Origin of the sequence: Pseudomonas sp. B707 (assembly GCF_022496685.1) — a bacterium.
GTDB classification, from domain to species: Bacteria; Pseudomonadota; Gammaproteobacteria; order Pseudomonadales; family Pseudomonadaceae; genus Aquipseudomonas; species Aquipseudomonas paraglycinae.
The window spans coordinates 33487-53339 of sequence record NZ_WTVE01000027.1; the positions used below are offsets into that span (position 1 = coordinate 33487).

The 19853-nt window shown below is 60.7% G+C and carries 18 protein-coding genes; 7 read left to right on the forward strand and 11 right to left on the reverse strand.

Annotated elements, in window-relative coordinates; translation table 11 throughout:
* The first annotated feature begins 4 nt into the window (after positions 1–4).
* Positions 5–1186 (forward strand): acyltransferase, encoded by a 1182-nt coding sequence (locus GQX66_RS16840; RefSeq protein ID WP_085745976.1) that lies wholly within the window; start codon positions 5–7, stop codon positions 1184–1186.
* Between the two features lie 85 nt (positions 1187–1271).
* Here GQX66_RS16840 and GQX66_RS16845 read toward each other — a convergent pair whose 3' ends face one another.
* The 5 genes from GQX66_RS16845 to GQX66_RS16865 all read right to left on the reverse strand — a co-directional run bounded on the left by GQX66_RS16845 (position 1272) and on the right by GQX66_RS16865 (position 7664).
* Complete coding sequence (locus tag GQX66_RS16845) at positions 1272–1604, reverse strand: DUF2790 domain-containing protein (RefSeq protein ID WP_085745975.1); 333 nt, start codon at positions 1602–1604, stop codon at positions 1272–1274.
* 66 nt (positions 1605–1670) lie between these two features.
* On the reverse strand, positions 1671–1871 hold the full coding sequence (locus GQX66_RS16850; protein ID WP_134023543.1) for a co-regulatory protein PtrA N-terminal domain-containing protein: 201 nt from the start codon (positions 1869–1871) through the stop codon (positions 1671–1673).
* Between the two features lie 134 nt (positions 1872–2005).
* Complete coding sequence (locus tag GQX66_RS16855) at positions 2006–5158, reverse strand: CusA/CzcA family heavy metal efflux RND transporter (protein WP_240870100.1); 3153 nt, start codon at positions 5156–5158, stop codon at positions 2006–2008.
* 15 nt (positions 5159–5173) lie between these two features.
* Complete coding sequence (locus tag GQX66_RS16860; RefSeq protein ID WP_240870102.1) at positions 5174–6367, reverse strand: efflux RND transporter periplasmic adaptor subunit; 1194 nt, start codon at positions 6365–6367, stop codon at positions 5174–5176.
* A gap of 49 nt (positions 6368–6416) precedes the next feature.
* Positions 6417–7664, reverse strand: coding sequence for a TolC family protein (locus GQX66_RS16865; RefSeq protein WP_240870103.1), 1248 nt, complete (start codon positions 7662–7664; stop codon positions 6417–6419).
* Between the two features lie 408 nt (positions 7665–8072).
* On the opposite strand from GQX66_RS16865, the gene GQX66_RS16870 reads away from it, so the two are divergent.
* The 6 genes from GQX66_RS16870 (at position 8073) to GQX66_RS16890 (ending at position 13750) form a co-directional block, all read left to right on the forward strand.
* Positions 8073–8747, forward strand: a complete 675-nt coding sequence (locus GQX66_RS16870; protein WP_007951475.1) for a heavy metal response regulator transcription factor — start codon at positions 8073–8075, stop codon at positions 8745–8747.
* Positions 8744–10153 (forward strand): heavy metal sensor histidine kinase, encoded by a 1410-nt coding sequence (locus GQX66_RS16875; RefSeq protein ID WP_240870104.1) that lies wholly within the window; start codon positions 8744–8746, stop codon positions 10151–10153. The genes GQX66_RS16870 and GQX66_RS16875 overlap by 4 nt, the downstream gene beginning before the upstream one ends.
* Positions 10154–10525: 372 nt before the next feature.
* Positions 10526–10654, forward strand: coding sequence for a hypothetical protein (locus tag GQX66_RS28510; protein ID WP_007951477.1), 129 nt, complete (start codon positions 10526–10528; stop codon positions 10652–10654).
* Between the two features lie 50 nt (positions 10655–10704).
* Complete coding sequence (locus tag GQX66_RS16880) at positions 10705–11928, forward strand: YcaO-like family protein (RefSeq protein ID WP_240870105.1); 1224 nt, start codon at positions 10705–10707, stop codon at positions 11926–11928.
* Positions 11925–12875, forward strand: coding sequence for a class I SAM-dependent methyltransferase (locus tag GQX66_RS16885; RefSeq protein ID WP_129972706.1), 951 nt, complete (start codon positions 11925–11927; stop codon positions 12873–12875). Before GQX66_RS16880 ends, GQX66_RS16885 begins: the two co-directional genes overlap by 4 nt.
* Positions 12872–13750, forward strand: a complete 879-nt coding sequence (locus GQX66_RS16890) for an alpha/beta fold hydrolase (RefSeq protein WP_240870106.1) — start codon at positions 12872–12874, stop codon at positions 13748–13750. The genes GQX66_RS16885 and GQX66_RS16890 overlap by 4 nt, the downstream gene beginning before the upstream one ends.
* Positions 13751–13793: 43 nt before the next feature.
* On the opposite strand, the gene GQX66_RS16895 is transcribed toward GQX66_RS16890, so the two are convergent.
* From GQX66_RS16895 to GQX66_RS16920, 6 genes are read right to left on the reverse strand one after another with little or no spacing between them, the layout of a single operon-like run.
* On the reverse strand, positions 13794–15536 hold the full coding sequence (locus GQX66_RS16895) for an ABC transporter substrate-binding protein (RefSeq protein ID WP_007951484.1): 1743 nt from the start codon (positions 15534–15536) through the stop codon (positions 13794–13796).
* Between the two features lie 47 nt (positions 15537–15583).
* Positions 15584–15856, reverse strand: a complete 273-nt coding sequence (locus GQX66_RS16900; RefSeq protein ID WP_039767461.1) for a DUF2160 domain-containing protein — start codon at positions 15854–15856, stop codon at positions 15584–15586.
* 10 nt (positions 15857–15866) lie between these two features.
* Positions 15867–16667 (reverse strand): carbohydrate ABC transporter permease, encoded by an 801-nt coding sequence (locus tag GQX66_RS16905; protein WP_007951486.1) that lies wholly within the window; start codon positions 16665–16667, stop codon positions 15867–15869.
* A 9-nt stretch (positions 16668–16676) separates the two neighbouring features.
* The gene (locus GQX66_RS16910; RefSeq protein ID WP_007951487.1) at positions 16677–17543 is read right to left on the reverse strand and encodes a sugar ABC transporter permease; all 867 of its coding nucleotides are present in this window, start codon (positions 17541–17543) and stop codon (positions 16677–16679) included.
* A complete protein-coding gene (locus tag GQX66_RS16915) occupies positions 17540–18652 on the reverse strand; it encodes an ABC transporter ATP-binding protein (RefSeq protein WP_007951488.1) in 1113 nt (370 codons plus the stop codon). Before GQX66_RS16915 ends, GQX66_RS16910 begins: the two co-directional genes overlap by 4 nt.
* Positions 18652–19746: an ABC transporter ATP-binding protein gene (locus GQX66_RS16920; protein WP_007951489.1), complete on the reverse strand. Its 1095-nt coding sequence runs from the start codon at positions 19744–19746 to the stop codon at positions 18652–18654. The genes GQX66_RS16915 and GQX66_RS16920 overlap by 1 nt, the downstream gene beginning before the upstream one ends.
* Positions 19747–19853 lie beyond the last annotated feature (107 nt).

Consider the following 19853-nt stretch of genomic DNA (forward strand, 5'->3'; position numbering starts at 1 on the left):
ATCGATGAGCGCGCGTAAAAACCTGGAAATCGAATACTTGAGAGGCGCGGCCGTCGCCATGACCCTCTTGAGCCACGTCAACATGATGCTGCCGTTTCACGCCGATACGCTGCTGAGGATCTTTTCTGTCTTCATGCCCTGGACCGGGGTCGATCTGTTCTTCTGCATTTCCGGTTTCGTGGTGAGCAAGGCCTATCTGGACTATTTCGACAAACACCGCGCGCAAGGCCAGCCGGGGCTGGCCGCCGCTTGTTTCTGGCTACGGCGCGCCTACCGGCTGTTGCCCACTGCGTGGCTCTGGATTCTCCTCCCGCTGTTGTTTTCCATTGTGTTCAACCAGTCGAACGCCTTCGGCTCGTGGTACGACAATCTGCGCAGTTTCACTGCCGTAGCAACATTCACTGGCAACATCGCTCATTACCAATCACTGCTGGGTTCCAGCCCCCAATACTGGAGCCTGGCGCTGGAGGAGCAGTTCTACTTCGTCTTTCCGTTTTTTCTGCTGTTCATAACGTCGCCACGCTGGCGCGTCATCGTCCTGTTCGCGCTCATTGCCTTGCAGTTTGGTGTGGATCGAAATCCTTTCGGCCACCCCATGAGCATCCTCACGTACTTCCGTCTGGACGCAATGCTCTGGGGAATTCTCCTGTGCCTGTTTACCCGAACCCGCCTCTATCGGCAGATCGAACCGCGTGAGCTGGGGCAGAGTTCGACCAGATCCATGTTCTGCACGCTTTTTCTGCTCTACATGCTGGGTGCTGTCGCCATACAACTGATAGCCATGCCGATTGCCGTCGGCATGGTCGCGCTCGTCGCGGTGCTGATTGTCTGGCTGGCGAGTTACGAGAAGGGTTACATCTACTGCCCGGCCTTCATGCGCGGTTTCATGCAGTGGGCCGGCTCGCGATCCTATGGACTCTACGTGATTCACGTCTTCACCAATCACCTGAGTACAGAGATCTGGACCCGTGTGGCCGCCAGTCAGGGCGTGCCTCTGGACGGGCGTTTTACCCTTGAGCTGTTAGCGACGTCTCTGGTTCTGCTGGTAGTGCTGAGCGAGCTCAATTACCGCTTTATCGAAACGCCCCTGCGCCAGCGTGGAGCAGAGATTGCCCGCCGCAAACTGAGCCATGAAGCGCCTGCGGTAACTGCCGGCGCGACTGCTGAGCCATTGCCAGTCAAATAACCCGCAAACGCAAAAGCGCGGCAGACGCCAGGGTCTTCCGCGCATGACCACAATGGCCGGGTGCACACCGTGAAAGTGCGCAGCATCAGCTGCCGCTGTTCCGGCAAGCACCCGCCACGCGGTACTTGAGCGTATTGAGCTGCCCGTTCGAATCCTCATAGGTCATCGCAGTGGGGACGACGGCGCAAGCGGGCTGGGGCTTCACAACGCTGACGATTTTCACCACATCAAGCTTCATTCCGTATTCGTAATCCTTCACCACGGGCGCCGCCTTGCCCCGTTCGGCCGCGTATTGCTCCATGGCCTTGGCGTTGGCGCTGAACGCTCGCTCGAAGGTTCGATCACCACCGCCTTCGGCCAGCACATTCACAGACATCGCCATGGCGCCGGCGAAGGTCATCCACTTGATCCACTTCATGTTCAATTCCTCCAAAAAAGCCCGGCATCGGAATTCGGACGACAGGCTTGTTCCAGCGCGGCGTTTTTAAAGGTCCTTGGTGGTGTCGTCTTTCTTCTCATTGACGACAACCGGGTCGCGGGCCTTTTCCCTGGCGACATACAACTCCATGGAGCGCTCGTTGGCGGTCATCATTCGGTCGAAGGTGCGATCCCCGCCACCTTCGGCCAACACCAGCGAAGACATCATCAGAGCCACGGCAAACGCGCCAATCTGTGCAAGTTTCATCGTTGATTCCTCATTCAAGTCACTGACGGGATCAAGGTAACAATCCGAACCTTTCGTGACGGTGGCGCCGAAATTACATATCCGTCATGTAGAAAGGCCCGCAATCGCGGGCCTGTAGTTGAGGCAAAAAGTGACTAGGCAGCCGTGGGGGATTCCTCGTCCCGACGATGCGCCAGCTGATACAGCGCTGGCAGGATCAGCAGCGTGAGAATGGTCGAGGACAGAATTCCGCCAATCACCACCGTCGCCAGCGGTCGCTGCACCTCGGCCCCGGTGCCGGTCGCAAGAGCCATCGGAATGAAGCCTAAAGACGCCACCAGCGCCGTCATCAACACCGGGCGCAATCGCGTCAGCGCGCCTTCATGGATCGCTTCGGACAACGACCGGCCTTCCTCCCGCAAGTTGCGAATGAACGCGATCATCACCAGCCCGTTGAGCACCGCCACGCCGGACAGCGCGATAAACCCGACGCCCGCCGAGATCGACAGCGGAATGTCCCGAAGCCACAACGCCATGACCCCGCCGGTCAGCGCAAACGGAATCCCGGTGAACACCAGCAAGCCGTCCTTGAGGTTGTTGAACATCATGAACAGCAACCCGAACACCAGCAGCAACGCCACCGGCACCACGATCTGCAAGCGCTTGGCCGCCGATTGCAGTTGCTCGAACTGACCGCCCCAGGTGGTCCAGTAACCCGCCGGCACCTGCACGTCGCGCTCGATCACCTCGCCCGCCTCGGCGACGAAAGAACCGATGTCGCGCCCACGTACGTTGGCGCTGACGATCACCAGGCGCTTACCGTTTTCGCGGCTGACCTGATTCGGCCCCAGCACCAGATCGAGGCTGGCAACGTCCTTCAGCGCAATGAAACCGATCTGACTGGAAGCATCACCACCCGCCGCTGGCACCGGAATCAGCAGCGCCGACAACCCGTCGATGTCCTTGCGCATGGCGTCGGACAACCGCACCACCATGTCGAATCGACGGTCACCTTCATACAACGTCCCGGCCTTCTGCCCGCCGACGGCCACCGCGATGGTGTCCTGCACATCACCGACGTTGAGCCCGTAACGCGCAGCCTTGTCGCGGTCGATGTTGATGGTCAGCACCGGCAGACCGGTGGTTTGCTCGACCTTGACCTCGGACGCACCGTCGACCTTCTGCATCGCGGCGGCAATCTTCGCCGCCGTGGCGTTGAGCACGTCCATGTCATCGCCGAACACCTTGACCGCCACGTCGCTGCGCACGCCGGAGATCAGTTCGTTAAAGCGCAACTGGATCGGCTGCGACAGTTCATAGTTGCTGCCCGGCAGCGTCGCCGCGGCCTGTTGCAGTTCGGCCATCAGGGTTTCGCGGGACTTGCCCGGGTCAGGCCATTGCTCTTTGGGCTTGAGCATCACGTAGCTGTCGGAGATGTTCGGCGGCATCGGGTCAGAGGCGATTTCCGCAGTACCGGTGCGGGCGAACACGCGCTCGACTTCCGGCACTTTATTGAGGATCAACGTTTCCAGCCGCTGCTGCATATCCACCGATTGCGTCAGGCTGGTGCCCGGCACGCGCAACGCCTGCAAGGCAAAATCGCCTTCGCTGAGACTCGGCACAAACTCGCTGCCCATGCGGCTGGTGACCACGCCACTGAGGACGATCACGCCCAGCGCCGCACCCACGGCAACAGCACGATGCGACATCACCCAGGCCAGCGCCGGTGCATACACGCGACGTGCACCACGCATCACCACGCCCTCTTCTTCCTTGACCTTGCCGGTCACGAACAACGCAATCGCCGCCGGCACAAAGGTCACGGACAAGAGCATGGCGCCGAGCAACGCGATGACCACGGTGAACGCCATCGGGTGGAACATTTTTCCCTCGACGCCGCTCAGAGCGAAGATCGGCAGATACACGACCATAATGATCAACTGGCCGAAAATCAGCGGTCGCCGCGCCTCTTTCGCTGCCGCAAACACTTCATGGAAACGCTCGGATCGCGTCAGCAGACGCCCGTGATGCTGCTGCGCATGGGCCAGTCGGCGCAGGGTGTTTTCAACGATTACCACCGCGCCGTCGACAATGATCCCGAAGTCCAGCGCGCCGAGGCTCATCAGGTTGGCGCTGACCTTGTTGCTGAACATGCCGGTGAAGGTGAACAACATCGACAGCGGAATCACCATCGCCGTGATCAGCGCAGCGCGGATATTGCCGAGGAACAGAAACAGGATAGCGATCACCAGAATCGCGCCTTCGACGAGGTTCTTCTTCACCGTGGCGATGGCCTTGTCGATCAGATGCGTGCGGTCGTACACCGGCACCGCGATCACGCCGGCGGGCAACGATTTGTTGATCTGTTCGAGCTTCGCGGCGACGGCCTGGGAAACCGTGCGACTGTTTTCACCGATCAACATGAACACCGTGCCGAGCACCACTTCGCGGCCATTTTCCGTGGCGGCGCCGCTGCGCAGTTCGCGGCCGATGTCCACGGTGGCGACGTTCTTGATCCGGATCGGCGTGCCGTCGACGTTGGCCATGACGATGTTGGCGATGTCCTCGGTGCTCGCCACCTGGCCCGGCGCGCGAATCAGCAATTGCTCGCCGCTGCGCTCGATGTAGCCGGCGCCGACGTTGGCGTTGTTGCGCTCCAGCGCCGTCACCAGATCGGTGAGGGTCAGTTTATAGGCCGCGAGTTTTTTCGGGTCGGGCGCAATCTGGTACTCCTTGGCAAAACCGCCGATGGTGTTGATCTCGGCCACGCCGGGGACGTTGCGCAGTTGCGGCTTGATGATCCAGTCCTGGATCACCCGCAAGTCGGTCGGCGTGTAGGGCGTGCCGTCATCTTTCAGCGCGCCTTCTTTGGTCTCGACCGTCCATAAGAAGATCTCGCCGAGACCGGTGGAAATCGGCCCCATCACCGCTTCCACGCCTTCGGGCAACTGCTCCTTGGCCGACTGTAATCGTTCGTTGACCAATTGCCGCGCAAAGAACAGATCGGTGCCGTCCTTGAAGATCACCGTGACCTGGGACAACCCCGAACGCGACAGCGAGCGCGTCTGCTCCAGCGCCGGCAGGCCGGCCATCGCGGTTTCAATCGGAAAGGTGATGCGCTGCTCGGTTTCCAGCGGCGAGAACCCGGCCGCGCCGGTGTTGATCTGTACCTGGACATTGGTGATATCGGGCACGGCGTCGATCGGCAGCTTCTGATAACTGGCGATGCCGAGGCCGGCCATGAGCAGAACGGCGAGCAGCACGATGATGCGCTGCTCGATGGCAAACTGGATCAGGCGTTCGAACATGGGAGTCTTCCGCGATTAATGACTGTGCTCGGCCGAGGCTTTGCCCAGCTCCGATTTGAGGACGAAGCTGCCGGCGCTCGCGACTTGCACGCCAGGCTCCAGTCCGGCGGTGACTTCCACTTGCCCCGCCGCGCGACTGCCCAGCTCTACCGCTTGGGCCTTGAAGCCATCTTCTGTGCGGACGAAGACCGTGGGTTTGTCCTCGACGGTCTGGACTGCGGTTTCCGGTACGGCGACTTTGGCCTGACGGCTGTCGGTGGCGACCAGCGCGGTGACAAACAGGCCCGGGCGCCATGAGCCTTGCGGGTTTTCCAGGGTGACGCGCACGGTCGCGGTGCGGGTCTGTTCGCCGAGCAGGCTGCCGACGTAAGCCACGGTGCCGCTGACTTCGGCGTTCAACTCCGCCGCGCTGACGGTGACGGGTTTGCCCACTTGCACCTTGTTCAGGTCCTTCGGTGAAACGCCGAACGTGACCCACACCCGCGACAGATCCGAAAGCGTAAACGCCGCCGTGGTTTCGTCGACCACCTCCCCTGGCGTCAGGTGCTTTTCCACCACCACGCCGTCGAAAGGCGCGCGCAGTTCATAGCGATTGCCTCCGGTGGCGACCACGCTGCCACTGAGCACGCTGATCTTTTGCCGGGCATTGCTCACGGCGATTTCGGCTTCTTCCAGAGCCTGACGTGCCTGGAGGAAATCCTGTTCGGCGGAGATCTTGTCCTGCCACAGTTTCTTCTCGCGCTCGAACGTCGTGCGGGCCAAAGCCAGACGGCGTTGCGCGGCTGCCTGCTCGCTGCGCTGATCGGAAATCTGCTGACTGGCGATCACCGCCAGCAACTGGCCCTTTTTCACCGACTGCCCGAGATTGACCGACACCGACTCGACCACGCCCGGCACGCGCGGCACCACATGCGCGGTGCGGTCTTCGTCAAAACGCACTTCACCGGGGAACGACAGGCCGAGGCTGAAGCTATGCGCCTGGGCGGCGGCCAGTTGAATCCCCGCCGCCGCGATCTGCTCGGCCGTCAATTCTATGTGCCCTTCTTCGGCATGCTCGCCGTCAGCAGCGGCGCCTTCTTCGGCGTGATCGGCGTGTTCCGCCGCTTCGTCGGCATGCGCATCGATGGACGCATTGCCGCTCCACATCGAGCCGATGCCAATGCCCAGCGCCAACGTCGCCGCAGCGACTACAATCAGTTTTTTATCCATGGAAACTCCTCTGCGCCAAACCATCGCGCAGTGATCAGAAAGTTGAAATTCAAGGGTTGGCGCTGAGGTCGCCGAAGATGCGTTCGATGCGGACCCGGGCGTCGGTCGCCTCGCTCACCGCCTGGATGTATTGGCTGCGAGCGGCGATCAATGTGCGCTGGGCGTCGAGCACGTCGAGGAAGCCGAACTTGCCCATTTCGAAACCGCGAGTGGCGCTGTCCACCGCACTTTGCGCGGCGGGCAGAATGGTCCGGTCGAATGCCTGGATTTCGCCGTTGGCGGTCTGCCATTGCGCCAGCGTGGTCTGGATTTCCGTGCGCAAACGCAGCTCGGTGGCGTTGCGCAGGTCCCGCGCCTGATCAGTACGCCGCGCCGCCGCCAGCACGTTGCCCTGATTGCGGTTGAACAGCGGAATCGGCATCGACAGCCCCACCACGTTGACCCGCTCGCGCTCGGTTTCGCTGTACTGGCTGCCGATGCTGACGGTGAGATCGGGAATCCGCTGGGACTTTTCCAGCCCCAGCGACGCCTCGCGCTGGTCGATCTGCAACTTGGCCAGGCGCAGCTCCGCCGTCTCGTTCAGGCGCTCAAGCAAACGGGTGGGCGGCGGTACGCTGGGCAGACTTTGAGTCGCGCTCTGCACCGTGGTCGACGTCGGCAACGGTGCGCCCATGACCTGCGCCAGCTGCTGGTACGCATTGGCCTGATCGCGCTCGGCGCGGCTCAATTCCAGGCGCACTTCCGAAAGCTGCACTTGCGCCCGCGTGCCTTCCACCGGCGACGACTTGCCCGCCTCGATCCGCCCCTGTGCCACACGCAAACCGTGCTCGGCGAGCTGCAGCGACTGCCGGGCCAGTTGCAAACGTTGCTGCGCGGTTTGCGCACCGTTGAACGCTTGAAGCACGTCGGCGCGCAGTGCGTTGCGCTTGCGCTCCAGCTCGATGCCGGCGGCATCCTGCGCACGACTCGCTACTTCAATCCGCGCGCCACGCTTGCCGCCCAGCTCGATCGGCTGGCTGAGCATCACCGTGGTGGTGCGCGATTCGCGCCGGGTGTCTTCGGCCTCCCACGACACCTCGGGGTTGGGGATCAGCCCGGCCTGCTTGCGGTCGCCTTCGGCAATGCCGATTTCCCACTGTGCGGCGGCCAGCTCCGGGTTGCCGGCGAACGCGGTTTGCAGTGCCTGATCCAGCGTCAAAGTCGATGCGCCGGCAAGGCTGGTACAAGCCAGCAACAAGAGGCCGCTGGCGGTTTTTTTCAGGCGTGATCGCGCCGTCAGTTCAATTAAACCGGGCAATGGAAGGCTTCCTTCAATCAAGAATCGTTGATGGCGCAACGGTAGGGTTTTGAACTTATCGACAAGGTGACGTGAACATTACAAATCCGTTATCCACGGTTTATCGAAGTTGTTTTGCTCTAGGATTCGAAGTTCGAATGGCTTTATTGCAATAGATAGAAACAAATGCACGTTAGTTATCTGCCGGACAGCACTTGCCGAAATGAAAGTCGTGAAAAATGCGCCATTCCACTGCGACAGGCTGTCGCGGACGGCCGATTTAAAGCGCTCAGGCGTTGACTCTGTAGCCACTACAGCCTTTACCGTGCCCGCCACTCAGTTTCAAAGTCCGTCAGGAAGCCCCTGCAAAAACTGCAACTTCCAGACTCACTTACTTAAATACCCATTCATTAAAAGTGGTGAAACATCATGCGAATCCTTGTCGTCGAGGACGAGCTTAAAGCTGCCGAATACTTGCATCAGGGCCTGACCGAAAGTGGTTATATCGTTGACCACGCCGTTAATGGCGCTGACGGTTTGCACCTGGCGCAACAACAGGTTTATGACCTGATCATTCTCGATGTGAACCTGCCGGAACTCGATGGCTGGAGCGTGCTGGAACAACTGCGTCGCACCCACTCCACCCGGGTGATGATGCTCACCGCACGCGGGCGGCTGGCGGACAAGATCCGCGGTCTGGATCTGGGCGCCGACGATTATCTGGTCAAGCCGTTCGAGTTCCCGGAACTGCTGGCGCGGGTACGCACGTTGATGCGCCGTAGCGAAAACATCCCGGTGCCGCAGGTGCTCAAGGTCGCCGATCTGGAACTCGATCCGGGCCGTCACCGGGCGTTTCGAGGCACGCAGCGCATCGACCTGACCACCAAGGAGTTCGCCCTGCTGCACCTGCTGATGCGCCAGTCCGGCGAAGTGCTGACCCGCACCCAGATCATCTCGCTGGTGTGGGACATGAATTTCGACTGCGACACCAACGTGGTCGAAGTTTCGATCCGTCGCTTGCGGGCGAAGATCGACGACCCGTTCGACAGCAAACTGATCCACACCCTGCGCGGTGTCGGCTATGTGCTGGAGGCCCGGGAATGAAGCCGGCCAGTCTGTCGCTGCGACTGGGGCTGACCGTGAGCATCCTGGGTGCGCTGCTGGTGGTTTTCCTGGCGATTCTTGCCTACTTCGCACTCACCCATGAACTCAATGCGTTGTCCCGGGACAGCCTGGAAAAGAAGCTGGAACAGGTCGAGCACAGCCTGACGCTGTACTTCGACACCGGCGAGATCAGCGCCAAGCCGCACATTCTGCTCGATCAGGTCATGGGGCATGACAACCTGACCCTGACCATTTACGACCTGAACAACCTGCGCACCCCGCTGCTCAAGTCCGGCTCGGGCCTGACCGATCCACGGATTGAACTGAAGGCAGTTCGGGCGACCACCGATCAGTTGACCCACACCGACAGCGCCGATGCTGAAGGCGCGAAGTTTCTCACCGTTTCCAAGCTGATTCGCCTCAAGGACGGCAGCAACGTACCGGTGCTGCTGTCGATGGATAACGCCCACGATCAGGCTCTGCTCAGTGCTTATTTGCGCTCGACGTTGATGGCTTTGCCATTGCTGCTGGTATTCATCGGCCTGACCGCATGGGGGGCGGTGCAACGAGGGCTGGCCCCGCTTCGGGAGTTTCGCAAAGTGGCGGCACGAGTGACGACGCAGGATCTCGATCACCGGTTGTCGGTGCTGAACATGCCCCAGGAACTCAGCGAACTGGCGCAGGGCATCAACGTCATGCTCGATCGACTGGACAGCGGCGTGCAGCAGTTGTCGCAGTTCTCCGATGACCTGGCCCACGAACTGCGCACGCCGATCAACAACCTGATGGGCAAGGCCCAAGTGACGCTGTCGCGAGAGCGCTCGGTCGAGGAATACACCAACGTTCTGGTGTCCTGCACCGAGGAGCTGGAGCGGGTCGCGCGGATTGTTTCGGACATGCTGTTCCTGGCCCAGGCGAGCCAGCCTGCGGCACACACCTCGTTCGAGCCGATTGCGCTGGAGCAAGAGGCGTTCAAAGTGGCGGATCTGTTTTTCCTGACGGCACAGGACAAACAGATCGATCTGAAGGTCATCGGCAGCGCTCAGGTATCGGGCGACCGGCTGATGATTCAGCGAGCGATTTCCAATCTGCTGTCCAATGCCCTGCGCCACTGCCCGTCCGGCAAGACCGTTTCGCTGTTCATCGAAAAGGCGCCGAACGAGGTGTCGCTGCGGGTGAGCAATCCCGGCACAGGCATCGAAGCGCAGCACCTGCCGTATCTGTTCGACCGTTTTTACCGGGTCGACAGCAGTCGCACCCGTTCACAGGGCAGTACCGGGCTGGGGCTGGCCATCGTGCATTCGATCATGACCTTGCATCAGGGCTCCGCGCAGGTTCAAAGCCGTCCGGGGGCGATGACGGTGTTCAGTCTGGTGTTTCCTGTGATGCACCGGGAACGGCACTGAACCGTCAAGCCGATTTGTGCGGTGTTTTCTCAAACCTCATGGGAAAAATCACCGCACAAGTGCTGCATCCATCTCCGTAAATCCTTCAGTACGAATTTGCGTCGTCCCCGCGCTGAAACGTCCGACAGCGGCACACGACAAAAAGCCTCAAACCGCTGACTCCTTTCGCATGGTTCGCCCGTTGCCACGCAGTGCTGCCCCCCAGAAACACATCCGCCCGGCGTCAATTCACGTTTTATCAGTACGTATTTCGACACCGCTGAAACCCGCGGCTGGAAACGTCCGGACATTTTTGACCCCGCCCTCACCGCCCTTTTAGATTCGGTTCGTGCTTGCAACAGCACTCCCAAACAACAACCAAGGAGCAACATCATGGGCTACATGGGCAGCTTGAACGCAAACCCTATCGATGAACTGGAAGAGCAGGAAGCACCCTCGCCAGAGCAGATCGAAGCGCTGCAACTGACCGAGGAAGAACAGGCGGAACTCAACGCCGAGTGACAGAACCCGCGGGGGCTCTGCGCCCTCGCGGGCTTTCCAGGAAGGGAATCATGGACAAGACAACGTTGGCCGAGCGTGAGCTCACGGCCGCTCAGGCAGAACGGCGTATTCACACCGAACTTTCACGCCTGGGCCTCACACCACACACCCGCACCCTCGGCAGCAAAGTGGTTGCCGTTCAGGCCAGTCTGCATGGCAGCGACAACCGTCATGCCCGTGGCTCCGGCAAGGGCTATGCGGATCAGGCGCACCTGGGCGCGCTCTTTGAAGCGCTCGAGCATTACTGGACGGATGAGCTCTGTACCTACGATGTTCACCACGAGACGGAAGGCTATTTCAAAGACACGCCGGTGTTTGCCGATGACTCGCTTCTGCACAGGCTCACTTGCCAGCAAAACGTGCGCATCACCTGCCGGACCTATGTCTGTCCGCCGTGGCATGACCGGTTTTCCTATCCGGTGGCGCTGACCTCGCCGAACGGTTCACCTTTGCCCTCGTCACCGGATATGGCGGACTACCGCGCCGTGCAGCGCTACGCCAGCAACAGCGGCACCGCGATTGGCGCCACTTACAACGAAGCGATGCTGCACGCCGCCAACGAATGCATCGAGCGCGACGCCGTGTCGTTGTTTTTGCTCAACCATTTTTACTACGAGAATCATCCACCACTGCGGCGGGTGGCGCGTCTCACTGAAAGCGACGAACTCGGTCGTCTGTGGGCCGATGCCGAACAGGAGATCGACGGCGAAATCGTGCTTGTGGATATCAGTACCGAGTTCACGACCCGGACTTTTCTGGCCCTCACCACGAAGCCGGGCGCTCACCCACAGGTATTCGGCAGTGGCAGCTCCCTCGACCCGCGCCACGCGGCGTGGCGGGCGCTCACTGAACTGGTGCAATTGCAACTCAGCGCCGCCGAACCCGAATACCGACAGACGCTGAACAACGCGCTGCGCAATCTGCAGCCCTTCCCGCGCCTGCTGCGCTGTGCGCAGTTCGATCCGCAGACGCTCCTGCATCGCTGCGTTCAACACGAAATCAGACTGCCGGATTCCGCTAAAGACCTGTCGGTGGAAAACCAACTGTACTTGCTGACTCAAGACCTGCGGATTCATGGCCGTACGCTGGGGGCCGCCATCCTGCAGCGAACCGAGCTCGGCACCACCCTGCTCAACGTGGTGATCCCCGGACTGGAACGCTTCTTCGTGGTCTCCAGCGGCAACGTCGTCATTCCGCAAGCCCGAGGCCGTACGCTGGAGAGGCCAGCCGTATGAACCGACTCGATCGCACCCGGGAACTGACACTGGCCCGTTCGATGCGCCTTTACCTCAACGAGAACGGCACGGTTGGCCACTTCCTCGAACCACGAGGCAGCGGACTGCACCACGTTTTTTTCCTGCGGGTGAACGATGAGCTCTGGGTCGGCCGCAAGCTCCTGCAGCGTGACCGGCATTTCCGGTGGCAGGCCGGCAGTGCGCTCAAACCCGACATGTTGTTTGGCCCGCACCTCCACTCATTGTGGGGTGATGACGGGTTGTCGATCGGCTATCGGACGGTCTCCCCCGCAGACAAAGCGCAGTTCTTCGAGCACGCCTTGCATCAGGCTGACAGCGAGGTCCTGTTTCCCTTTCCGCTGCTGGATGAGGCGGGCCGGGAAGCGGTCTGCCCGGCAGACTTCTGGCAATGCAACGAATCACTGGCCGAACAGCTGAACACTGACGAACACCACTTGCGCGAATACTGCGCCGGGCTGCTCCAGGCCATCACTGAAAAAGGCGCGCTGATTTACGACCCGGCCTGTTCGACCGGCGCGTTCATCGCCCACCTCGCCCGCGCCCTGCCCGACTGTCTGTGCCTGGGCAGTGACCGTTCGGCCTCGATGATCGAACACGCCAGGCGCTGGCACAGCGGAACATCCATCGAATTCGACGTGCTGGAGGCGAGTGAAGCTTTCGATTCCGGGATTCGCTGCGATGTCTTGGTCCTGCGGTTCCTCAACGCCGAAGTCTTGACCCGACGGGATGCCCAGGCCGCATTCGAATCGCTGATCCGCTGCGTCAAGCCCGGCGGCACGATCCTCGTTTTCGGGCACACCCCGGTGTTGATTTCGGTCACCTGGCTCGCCTCCCTCCACCACCTGAAACTTGAATCCAGCGTCGCGGCACGGCCCGGGCAGGTCGAGCTGTTCCAGTTCTATCGTCTGACGGTTCCGGCGCCATGAGTTTTTCCCTGCACAGCCGAGGTTATTACCCGACCGGCGACGGCCATCAACTCTATTGGGAACGGCATGGTGTTCCGGGACACGAACCGGTGTTTTTTATCCATGGTGGTCCCGGCGGGCGTATCAGCCGCCACCATTTGCAGTTCTTCGACACGGGCCGGTTCGACATCATCCTGTTTGATCAACGAGGTTGCGGACGCTCGACGCCCTACGGCGAACTTCGGGATAACACTACCGGGCAGTGTGTCGAAGACATCGATGCCCTGCGCCAGCATTTCGGCTTCGAAAAAATCAGCGTGCTGGGGGTGTCATGGGGTAGCTGGCTGGCGATCCAGTACCAACAGCGCTATCCGCAGCACCTGCTGAAAACCACGCTGGTCTCGGTATTCGTGCCGTTTGCCGACAATGTCCGGGCCTACGATCAGGCGCTCAATGACGGGCTGGCGCAATCGCCTCAAATGTCGCCCAGCCACCGTGCCAGGGACATCTACCGAATCCTCGGCGAAGGCTGTCCATCGCAGCAACACCGCGCCGCCATCGAATGGTTGAACGCTGTTCTACGTCGCACAGGGCAGACGATTTGCCCCGACACACTTGAGCGTTTCGTCGATCAGGAAGCCGTGCTCGCGATTCGTCTGGAACTGCATTACCACCTGCAGAACTACTGCTTCACGCCAAAGGATGAAGACCTGACCCTCGATGACAACACCCTGCTGATCCAGGGCATCCGCGATACCCATGGCATGGCCAGCGTGCGCTGGCTCAGGCAACGCATGAACATCCACTGCCGGCTGCTGCACGCCGGGCACAACGCCTTTGAAAACGCCCTCCTTAAAGCGGTGCGCCGGGCGGTGAAACGTGAAATCGAGGGCTAAAAAAAACGGCACCCGAAGGTGCCGTTCCGCCCCGCAAAAAACCTTACTTGCGTGCCGCCTCCCACGACTTGAGCAGTTCGTTGTAGCTCACGGTTTCGCCCTTCGGCTTCTCGTTGGCCAGTTTCGGTTTTGGTGCGCCCGGTTGGTCGAACCAGTATTGCGCGTCGCGCTCGGGGTTCATTTTCGGTGCGCACACCGCTTGGGCCTTGGACCGTTCCAGACGGGTCATGATCGCGTCCTGGTCCTTGGCCAGACCGTCGAGGGCCTGTTGCGGGGTCTTCTCGCCGCTGGCGGCCTCAGCGATGTGGCTCCACCACAGTTGCGCCAGGCGTGGGTAGTCCGGCACGTTGGTGCCGGTCGGGGTCCATTGCACGCGGGCCGGGCTGCGGTAGAACTCGACCAGACCACCGAGTTTCGGTGCCAGATCGGTCATCGCTTGCGAGTTGATGTCCGATTCACGAATCGGCGTCAGGCCGACGATGGTTTTCTTCAACGAAACGGTTTTCGAGGTCACGAACTGCGCGTACAGCCAGGCCGCGAGTTTCTGTTTCTCAGGCGTGGATTTCATGAAGGTCCACGAGCCCACGTCCTGATAACCGAGTTTCATCCCCTCTTCCCAGTACGGTCCACGCGGCGACGGCGCCATACGCCATTTCGGCGTGCCGTCGGCGTTGACCACCGGCAGGCCCGGTTTGGTCATGTCGGCGGTGAACGCGGTGTACCAGAAGATCTGCTGGGCGATGTTGCCCTGGGAGGGTACCGGGCCGGATTCGGAGAAGGTCATGCCCGCCGCTTCCGGTGGCGCGTACTTTTTCAGCCAGTCGACGTATTTGGTGGTGGCGAACACCGCCGCCGGGCCGTTGGTGTCGCCGCCGCGGGTCACGCTGGAGCCGACCGGGTGGCAATCCTCGACACGAATCCCCCACTCGTCCACCGGCAAGCCGTTGGGAATGCCCTTGTCGCCGCCACCGGCCATGGAGAACCAGGCATCGGTGAAGCGCCAGCCCAGCGACGGGTCTTTCTTGCCGTAGTCCATGTGCCCGTAAATGCGCTTGCCGTCGATTTCCTTGACGTCTTCGCTGAAGAATTTGGCGATGTCTTCATAGGCCGACCAGTTCACCGGGACGCCCAGTTCATAGCCGTACTTTTCCTTGAACTTGGCTTTCAGGTCGGCACGCTCGAACCAGTCGGCGCGGAACCAGTAAAGGTTGGCGAACTGCTGGTCGGGCAACTGATAGATCTTGCCGTCCGGCGCGGTGGTGAAGGAGATGCCGATGAAGTCCTTGATGTCGAGGGTCGGCGAGGTGAAGTTCTTGCCTTCGTTGGCCATCAGGTCGGTGATCGATTCGGTCTTGCCGTAGCGAAAGTGCGTACCGATCAGGTCCGAGTCGTTGACCCAGCCGTCGTAGATGTTCTTGTCCGACTGCATCACCGTCTGCATTTTTTCCACAACGTCGCCTTCCTGCAGCAGGTCGTGGGTCAGCTTGATACCGGTGATTTCGCTGAAGGCCTTGGCCAGCACCTTGGATTCATATTCGTGGGTGGTCAGGGTTTCCGAGACGACCTTGATGTCCATCCCGCGAAACGGCTCGGCCGCCTTGATGAACCACTTCAGTTCTTCGAGTTGCTGCTCGGCCGTCAGGGTCGACGGCTTGAACTCGCTGCCGATCCATTTTTTTGCGGCATCTTCGTAGGCGTCGGCCCAGGCGGACGCGCTCAAACCGCTGAGTGCCAGCATGGCTGCCAATGAAATGCTATGTCGCAGCTTATTTTTCTTATCGAACATAGAGACCTCCTGTTAGGTTTTCGGAGCAAGATTGCCGAGCGATTCGACTAGCCCCAACGCATCACAGCCAACAGCCACACCAGGGACAACGCGGACGCTACCCAGATGCTCCAGTCGGTCACGCCGATTACCAGCAGATGCAGGTAGGCGCTGCCGAGAAGACCAATGAACAAGCGATCGCCACGGGTGGTGGCAATCGGCAGAAACCCTCGCCGCAAGATGCTCGGCGAGCGCAGTTCCCAGGTGGTCATGCCCACCAGGATCAAACCAATCACGATGAAAAACGCCGCCGTCGGGACGGTCCAGCTCATCCATTCCATCATCAGTTCCTCAGACCCGGCCCAGGGCAAAGCCCTTGGCCACGTGGTTGCGAACGAACCAGATCACCAGCATGCCGGGGAGGATAGTCAACACCCCCGCCGCCGCCAGTACGCCCCAGTCAATGCCGGACGCCGACACCGTGCGCGTCATCACCGCCGCGATCGGTTTGGCGTTCACCGAGGTCAGCGTGCGCGCCAGCAGCAGTTCGACCCAGGAAAACATGAAGCAGAAAAACGCCGTCACACCGATGCCGGAGCCGATCAGCGGGATGAAGATCTTCACGAAGAACTTGGGAAAACTGTAGCCGTCGATGTAGGCGGTTTCGTCGATTTCCTTCGGCACCCCGGACATGAATCCTTCAAGAATCCACACCGCCAGCGGCACGTTGAACAGGCAGTGCGCCAGCGCCACGGCGATATGGGTGTCGAACAGACCAATCGACGAATACAACTGGAAGAACGGCAGTAGAAATACCGCCGGTGGCGCCATGCGGTTGGTCAGCAGCCAGAAGAACAGGTGTTTGTCGCCAAGAAAGCGATAGCGCGAAAACGCGTAGGCCGCCGGCAGTGCCACGGTCAGAGAAATGATCGTGTTCAGACTGACGTAGTACAGCGAATTGATATAGCCGGTGTACCAACTCGGGTCGGTGAAGATCACCTTGTAGTTCGCCAGCGTGAAATCCTGTGGGAAAAGGGTCAGTCCGCCGAGGATTTCGGTGTTGCTCTTGAACGACATGTTCAGCAGCCAGTAGATCGGCACCAGCAGGAACAGGATGTAGAGCAGCAGGGGGATCAGCTTTCTTTTGCTCATGGCCGGGCCTCAGCGGTTGGCATCGTTGTGGGTCATGGCGGTGTAGAACAGCCAGGACACCAGCAGGATGATCAGGAAGTACACCAGCGAGAATGCCGCCGCCGGCCCCAGGTCGAATTGGCCTACGGCCATCTGGGTCAGGGTCTGGCTCAGGAAGGTCGTCGAGTTACCCGGCCCGCCGCCGGTGAGCACGAACGGCTCGGTGTAGATCATGAAGCTGTCCATGAAGCGCAGCATCACCGCGATCAACAGCACGCTCTTCAACTTCGGTAACTGAATGTGCCGGAACACGGCCCAGGCCGAGGCCCGGTCGATGCGCGCGGCCTGGTAATACACATCGGGAATCGCCCGCAGGCCGGAGAAACACAGCAGCGCCACCAGCGAAGTCCAGTGCCAGACGTCCATCACCAGCACGGTGACCCAGGCGTCCATGGTGTTGGCCGCGTAGTTGTAGCTGATGCCCATGGCGTTGAGGCTCGAACCCAGCAGGCCGATGTCGGCGCGGCCGAAAATCTGCCAGATGGTGCCGACGACGTTCCATGGAATCAGCAACGGGATCGCCAGCACGATCAGCACCACCGACGACCAGCGACCCTTGGTCGGCATGGTCAGGGCAATGGCGATCCCGAGGGGGATTTCGATCAGCAGCACACACGCCGAGTAGATGAACTGGCGCAGCAACGAGTCGTGCAGACGCGGATCGAGCAGCACCTGCTTGTACCAGTCGGCGCCGACGAAGTAGCGGCTGGACTGGTCGAAAATGTCCTGCACCGAATAGTTGACCACGGTCATCATCGGGATCACGGCACTGAACGCCACCAGCAGGAACACCGGCAACACCAGCCACCAGGCCTTGTTGTTCTGCACCTTATTCATGGCTGTACCTCGCTGTCGGTGGCATCCAGCAGAAACTCGTCGGCATAGACCATCAGCCACTGCGCCGGAAAACTGATGTAAGCCGTGCCCTGGGGCACCGGTTTGTCCTCGGCCAGGCGCACTTTCAGCGGTGCGCCGTCCAGATCCAGGGTCATGATCTTGTAGGTGCCGAGGTCTTCGACGTGTACGACCCGCGCCTGCATCGCGTCATCAAACGGCTCGTCCCACACATGGATGAACTCGGGACGGATGCCGACCTTCAGATTTTTCCACTGGCCGTGTTCGATATGGCGCTGCAAGCCGTCGGACAGCGGCAGATGGGTTGAATTGAAACCGACCCCGCCCGGTTGCGGTTGCACTTCGATCAGGTTCATCCCCGGGCTGCCGATGAAGTAGCCGACAAAGGTGTGGCTCGGCCGCTCGAACAATTCCCGTGGGGTGCCGAACTGTACGATCTGGCCGCCGTACATCACCGCGATCTTGTCGGCGAAGGTCGAAGCCTCCAGTTGATCGTGGGTGACGTAGACCATGGTGATGTTGAACTGCTCGTGGATCTGCTTGAGCTTGCGGCGCAGTTTCCATTTCAGGTGCGGGTCGATCACCGTCAGCGGCTCGTCGAACAGAATCGCCGAGACGTCATCGCGCACCAGGCCACGGCCCATGGAGACTTTCTGTTTTTCGTCGGCGGTGAGGTTGCGCGCCTTTTTGCTCAACAGGTTTTGCAGGTCGAGGACTTCGGCGATTTCCTGCACCTTGCTGTGCACTTTCGCCTCGGCCAGGCCCTGATTGCGCAAGGGAAAGGCCAGGTTGTCGAACACGGTCATAGTGTCGTACACCACCGGGAACTGGAACACCTGGGCGATATTGCGCTTCTCCGGGGTCAGGTCGTTGACCGCTTTGCCATCGAACAGCACATGGCCCTGGGACGGGCTGAGCAGGCCGGAAATGATGTTGAGCAACGTCGATTTGCCGCAACCCGAAGGGCCGAGCAAGGCATAGGCGCCGCCCTGCTCCCAGATGTGGTCCATCTCACGGATCGCGTAATCCTCGGGCCCGCTCGGGGTTTTACTGTAGCTGTGGGCGAGGTGCTGCAAACGGATTTCGGCCATCAGGCAACCCTCGCGACGCGCCGGCCCGGTGCCTGCACCAGACGGCCCTGCGCATCGAACACAAACAGTTTATGGGTCGGAATGTAGATGCGGATCGGCGCATCGACGTCGTATTCGTGAACCCCCGGCAAATGCAGCACCAGCAGGAAATGCTCGTTGCGCACGTGGAGGAAGGTTTCGGAACCGCTGATCTCCGCCACCTCGACGGTCACCGCCAGTTCCAGGTCGTCGTCGTTGCTCGGCACCAGCGAGATGTGGCTCGGACGCACGCCAAAGCGGAACTCGCCCTCGCCCACCGGCCGCAGGTCGACGTTCAACGGAAAGTGTACGAAGTTGGCGAAGCTCACTTCGTTGCCGGCGATGCGCCCCGGCATCAGGTTGATCGGTGGCTCGGAGAACAATTCAGCCGCCAGCACCGTTTGCGGCTGGTGATAGACCTCGGTCGACGGGCCACTCTGGATCACCCGGCCCTCGTGCAGAATGGTGGTGGTGCCGCCCAGCGCCAGCGCTTCATTGGGCTCGGTGGTGGCGTAGATGGCGATGGTGTGGCGCGCCTTGAACAGCTCGCGCATTTCCTGGCGCAGCTCTTCGCGCAGTTTGTAGTCGAGATTGACCAGCGGCTCGTCGAACAGAATCAGTTCGGCATCCTTGACCAGTGCCCGGGCCATGGCCGTACGCTGTTGCTGGCCGCCGGACAGTTCCAGCGGATAGCGCTTCAGAAACTTCTCGATGCGCAGCATCTTCGCGGTTTCCTGCACCTTGCTCTGGATCTGTTCGTTGGAGATCCCGGCCTGGCGCAGCGGCGAGGCGATGTTCTCGAACACCGTCATGGTCGGGTAATTGATGAACTGCTGATAGACCATCGACACGTTGCGCAGACGCACCGGGCGCTGGGTGACGTCGACGCCGTTCATCAGGATGCGGCCGCTGTCGGGCTTGTCCAGACCGGCCATCAGGCGCATCAGACTGGTTTTCCCGGACAGCGTGCGCCCGAGCAAAACGTTGAAGGATCCAGGTTCGAATTTCAGGCTCGCATCGTCGATCCAGGTCTGGCCCTCGACGGTGCGGCTGACGTGCTCCAGGGTGAGTGACATGGCTCGGCCTTTTTATTATTGGAGTCAAGCGACCTGTCCTGTAGAGCGACATTCGTGCCAGAAACGGCAAGCTGTTGATTTGCCGTCGAATTCGCTGAAAGCCACGC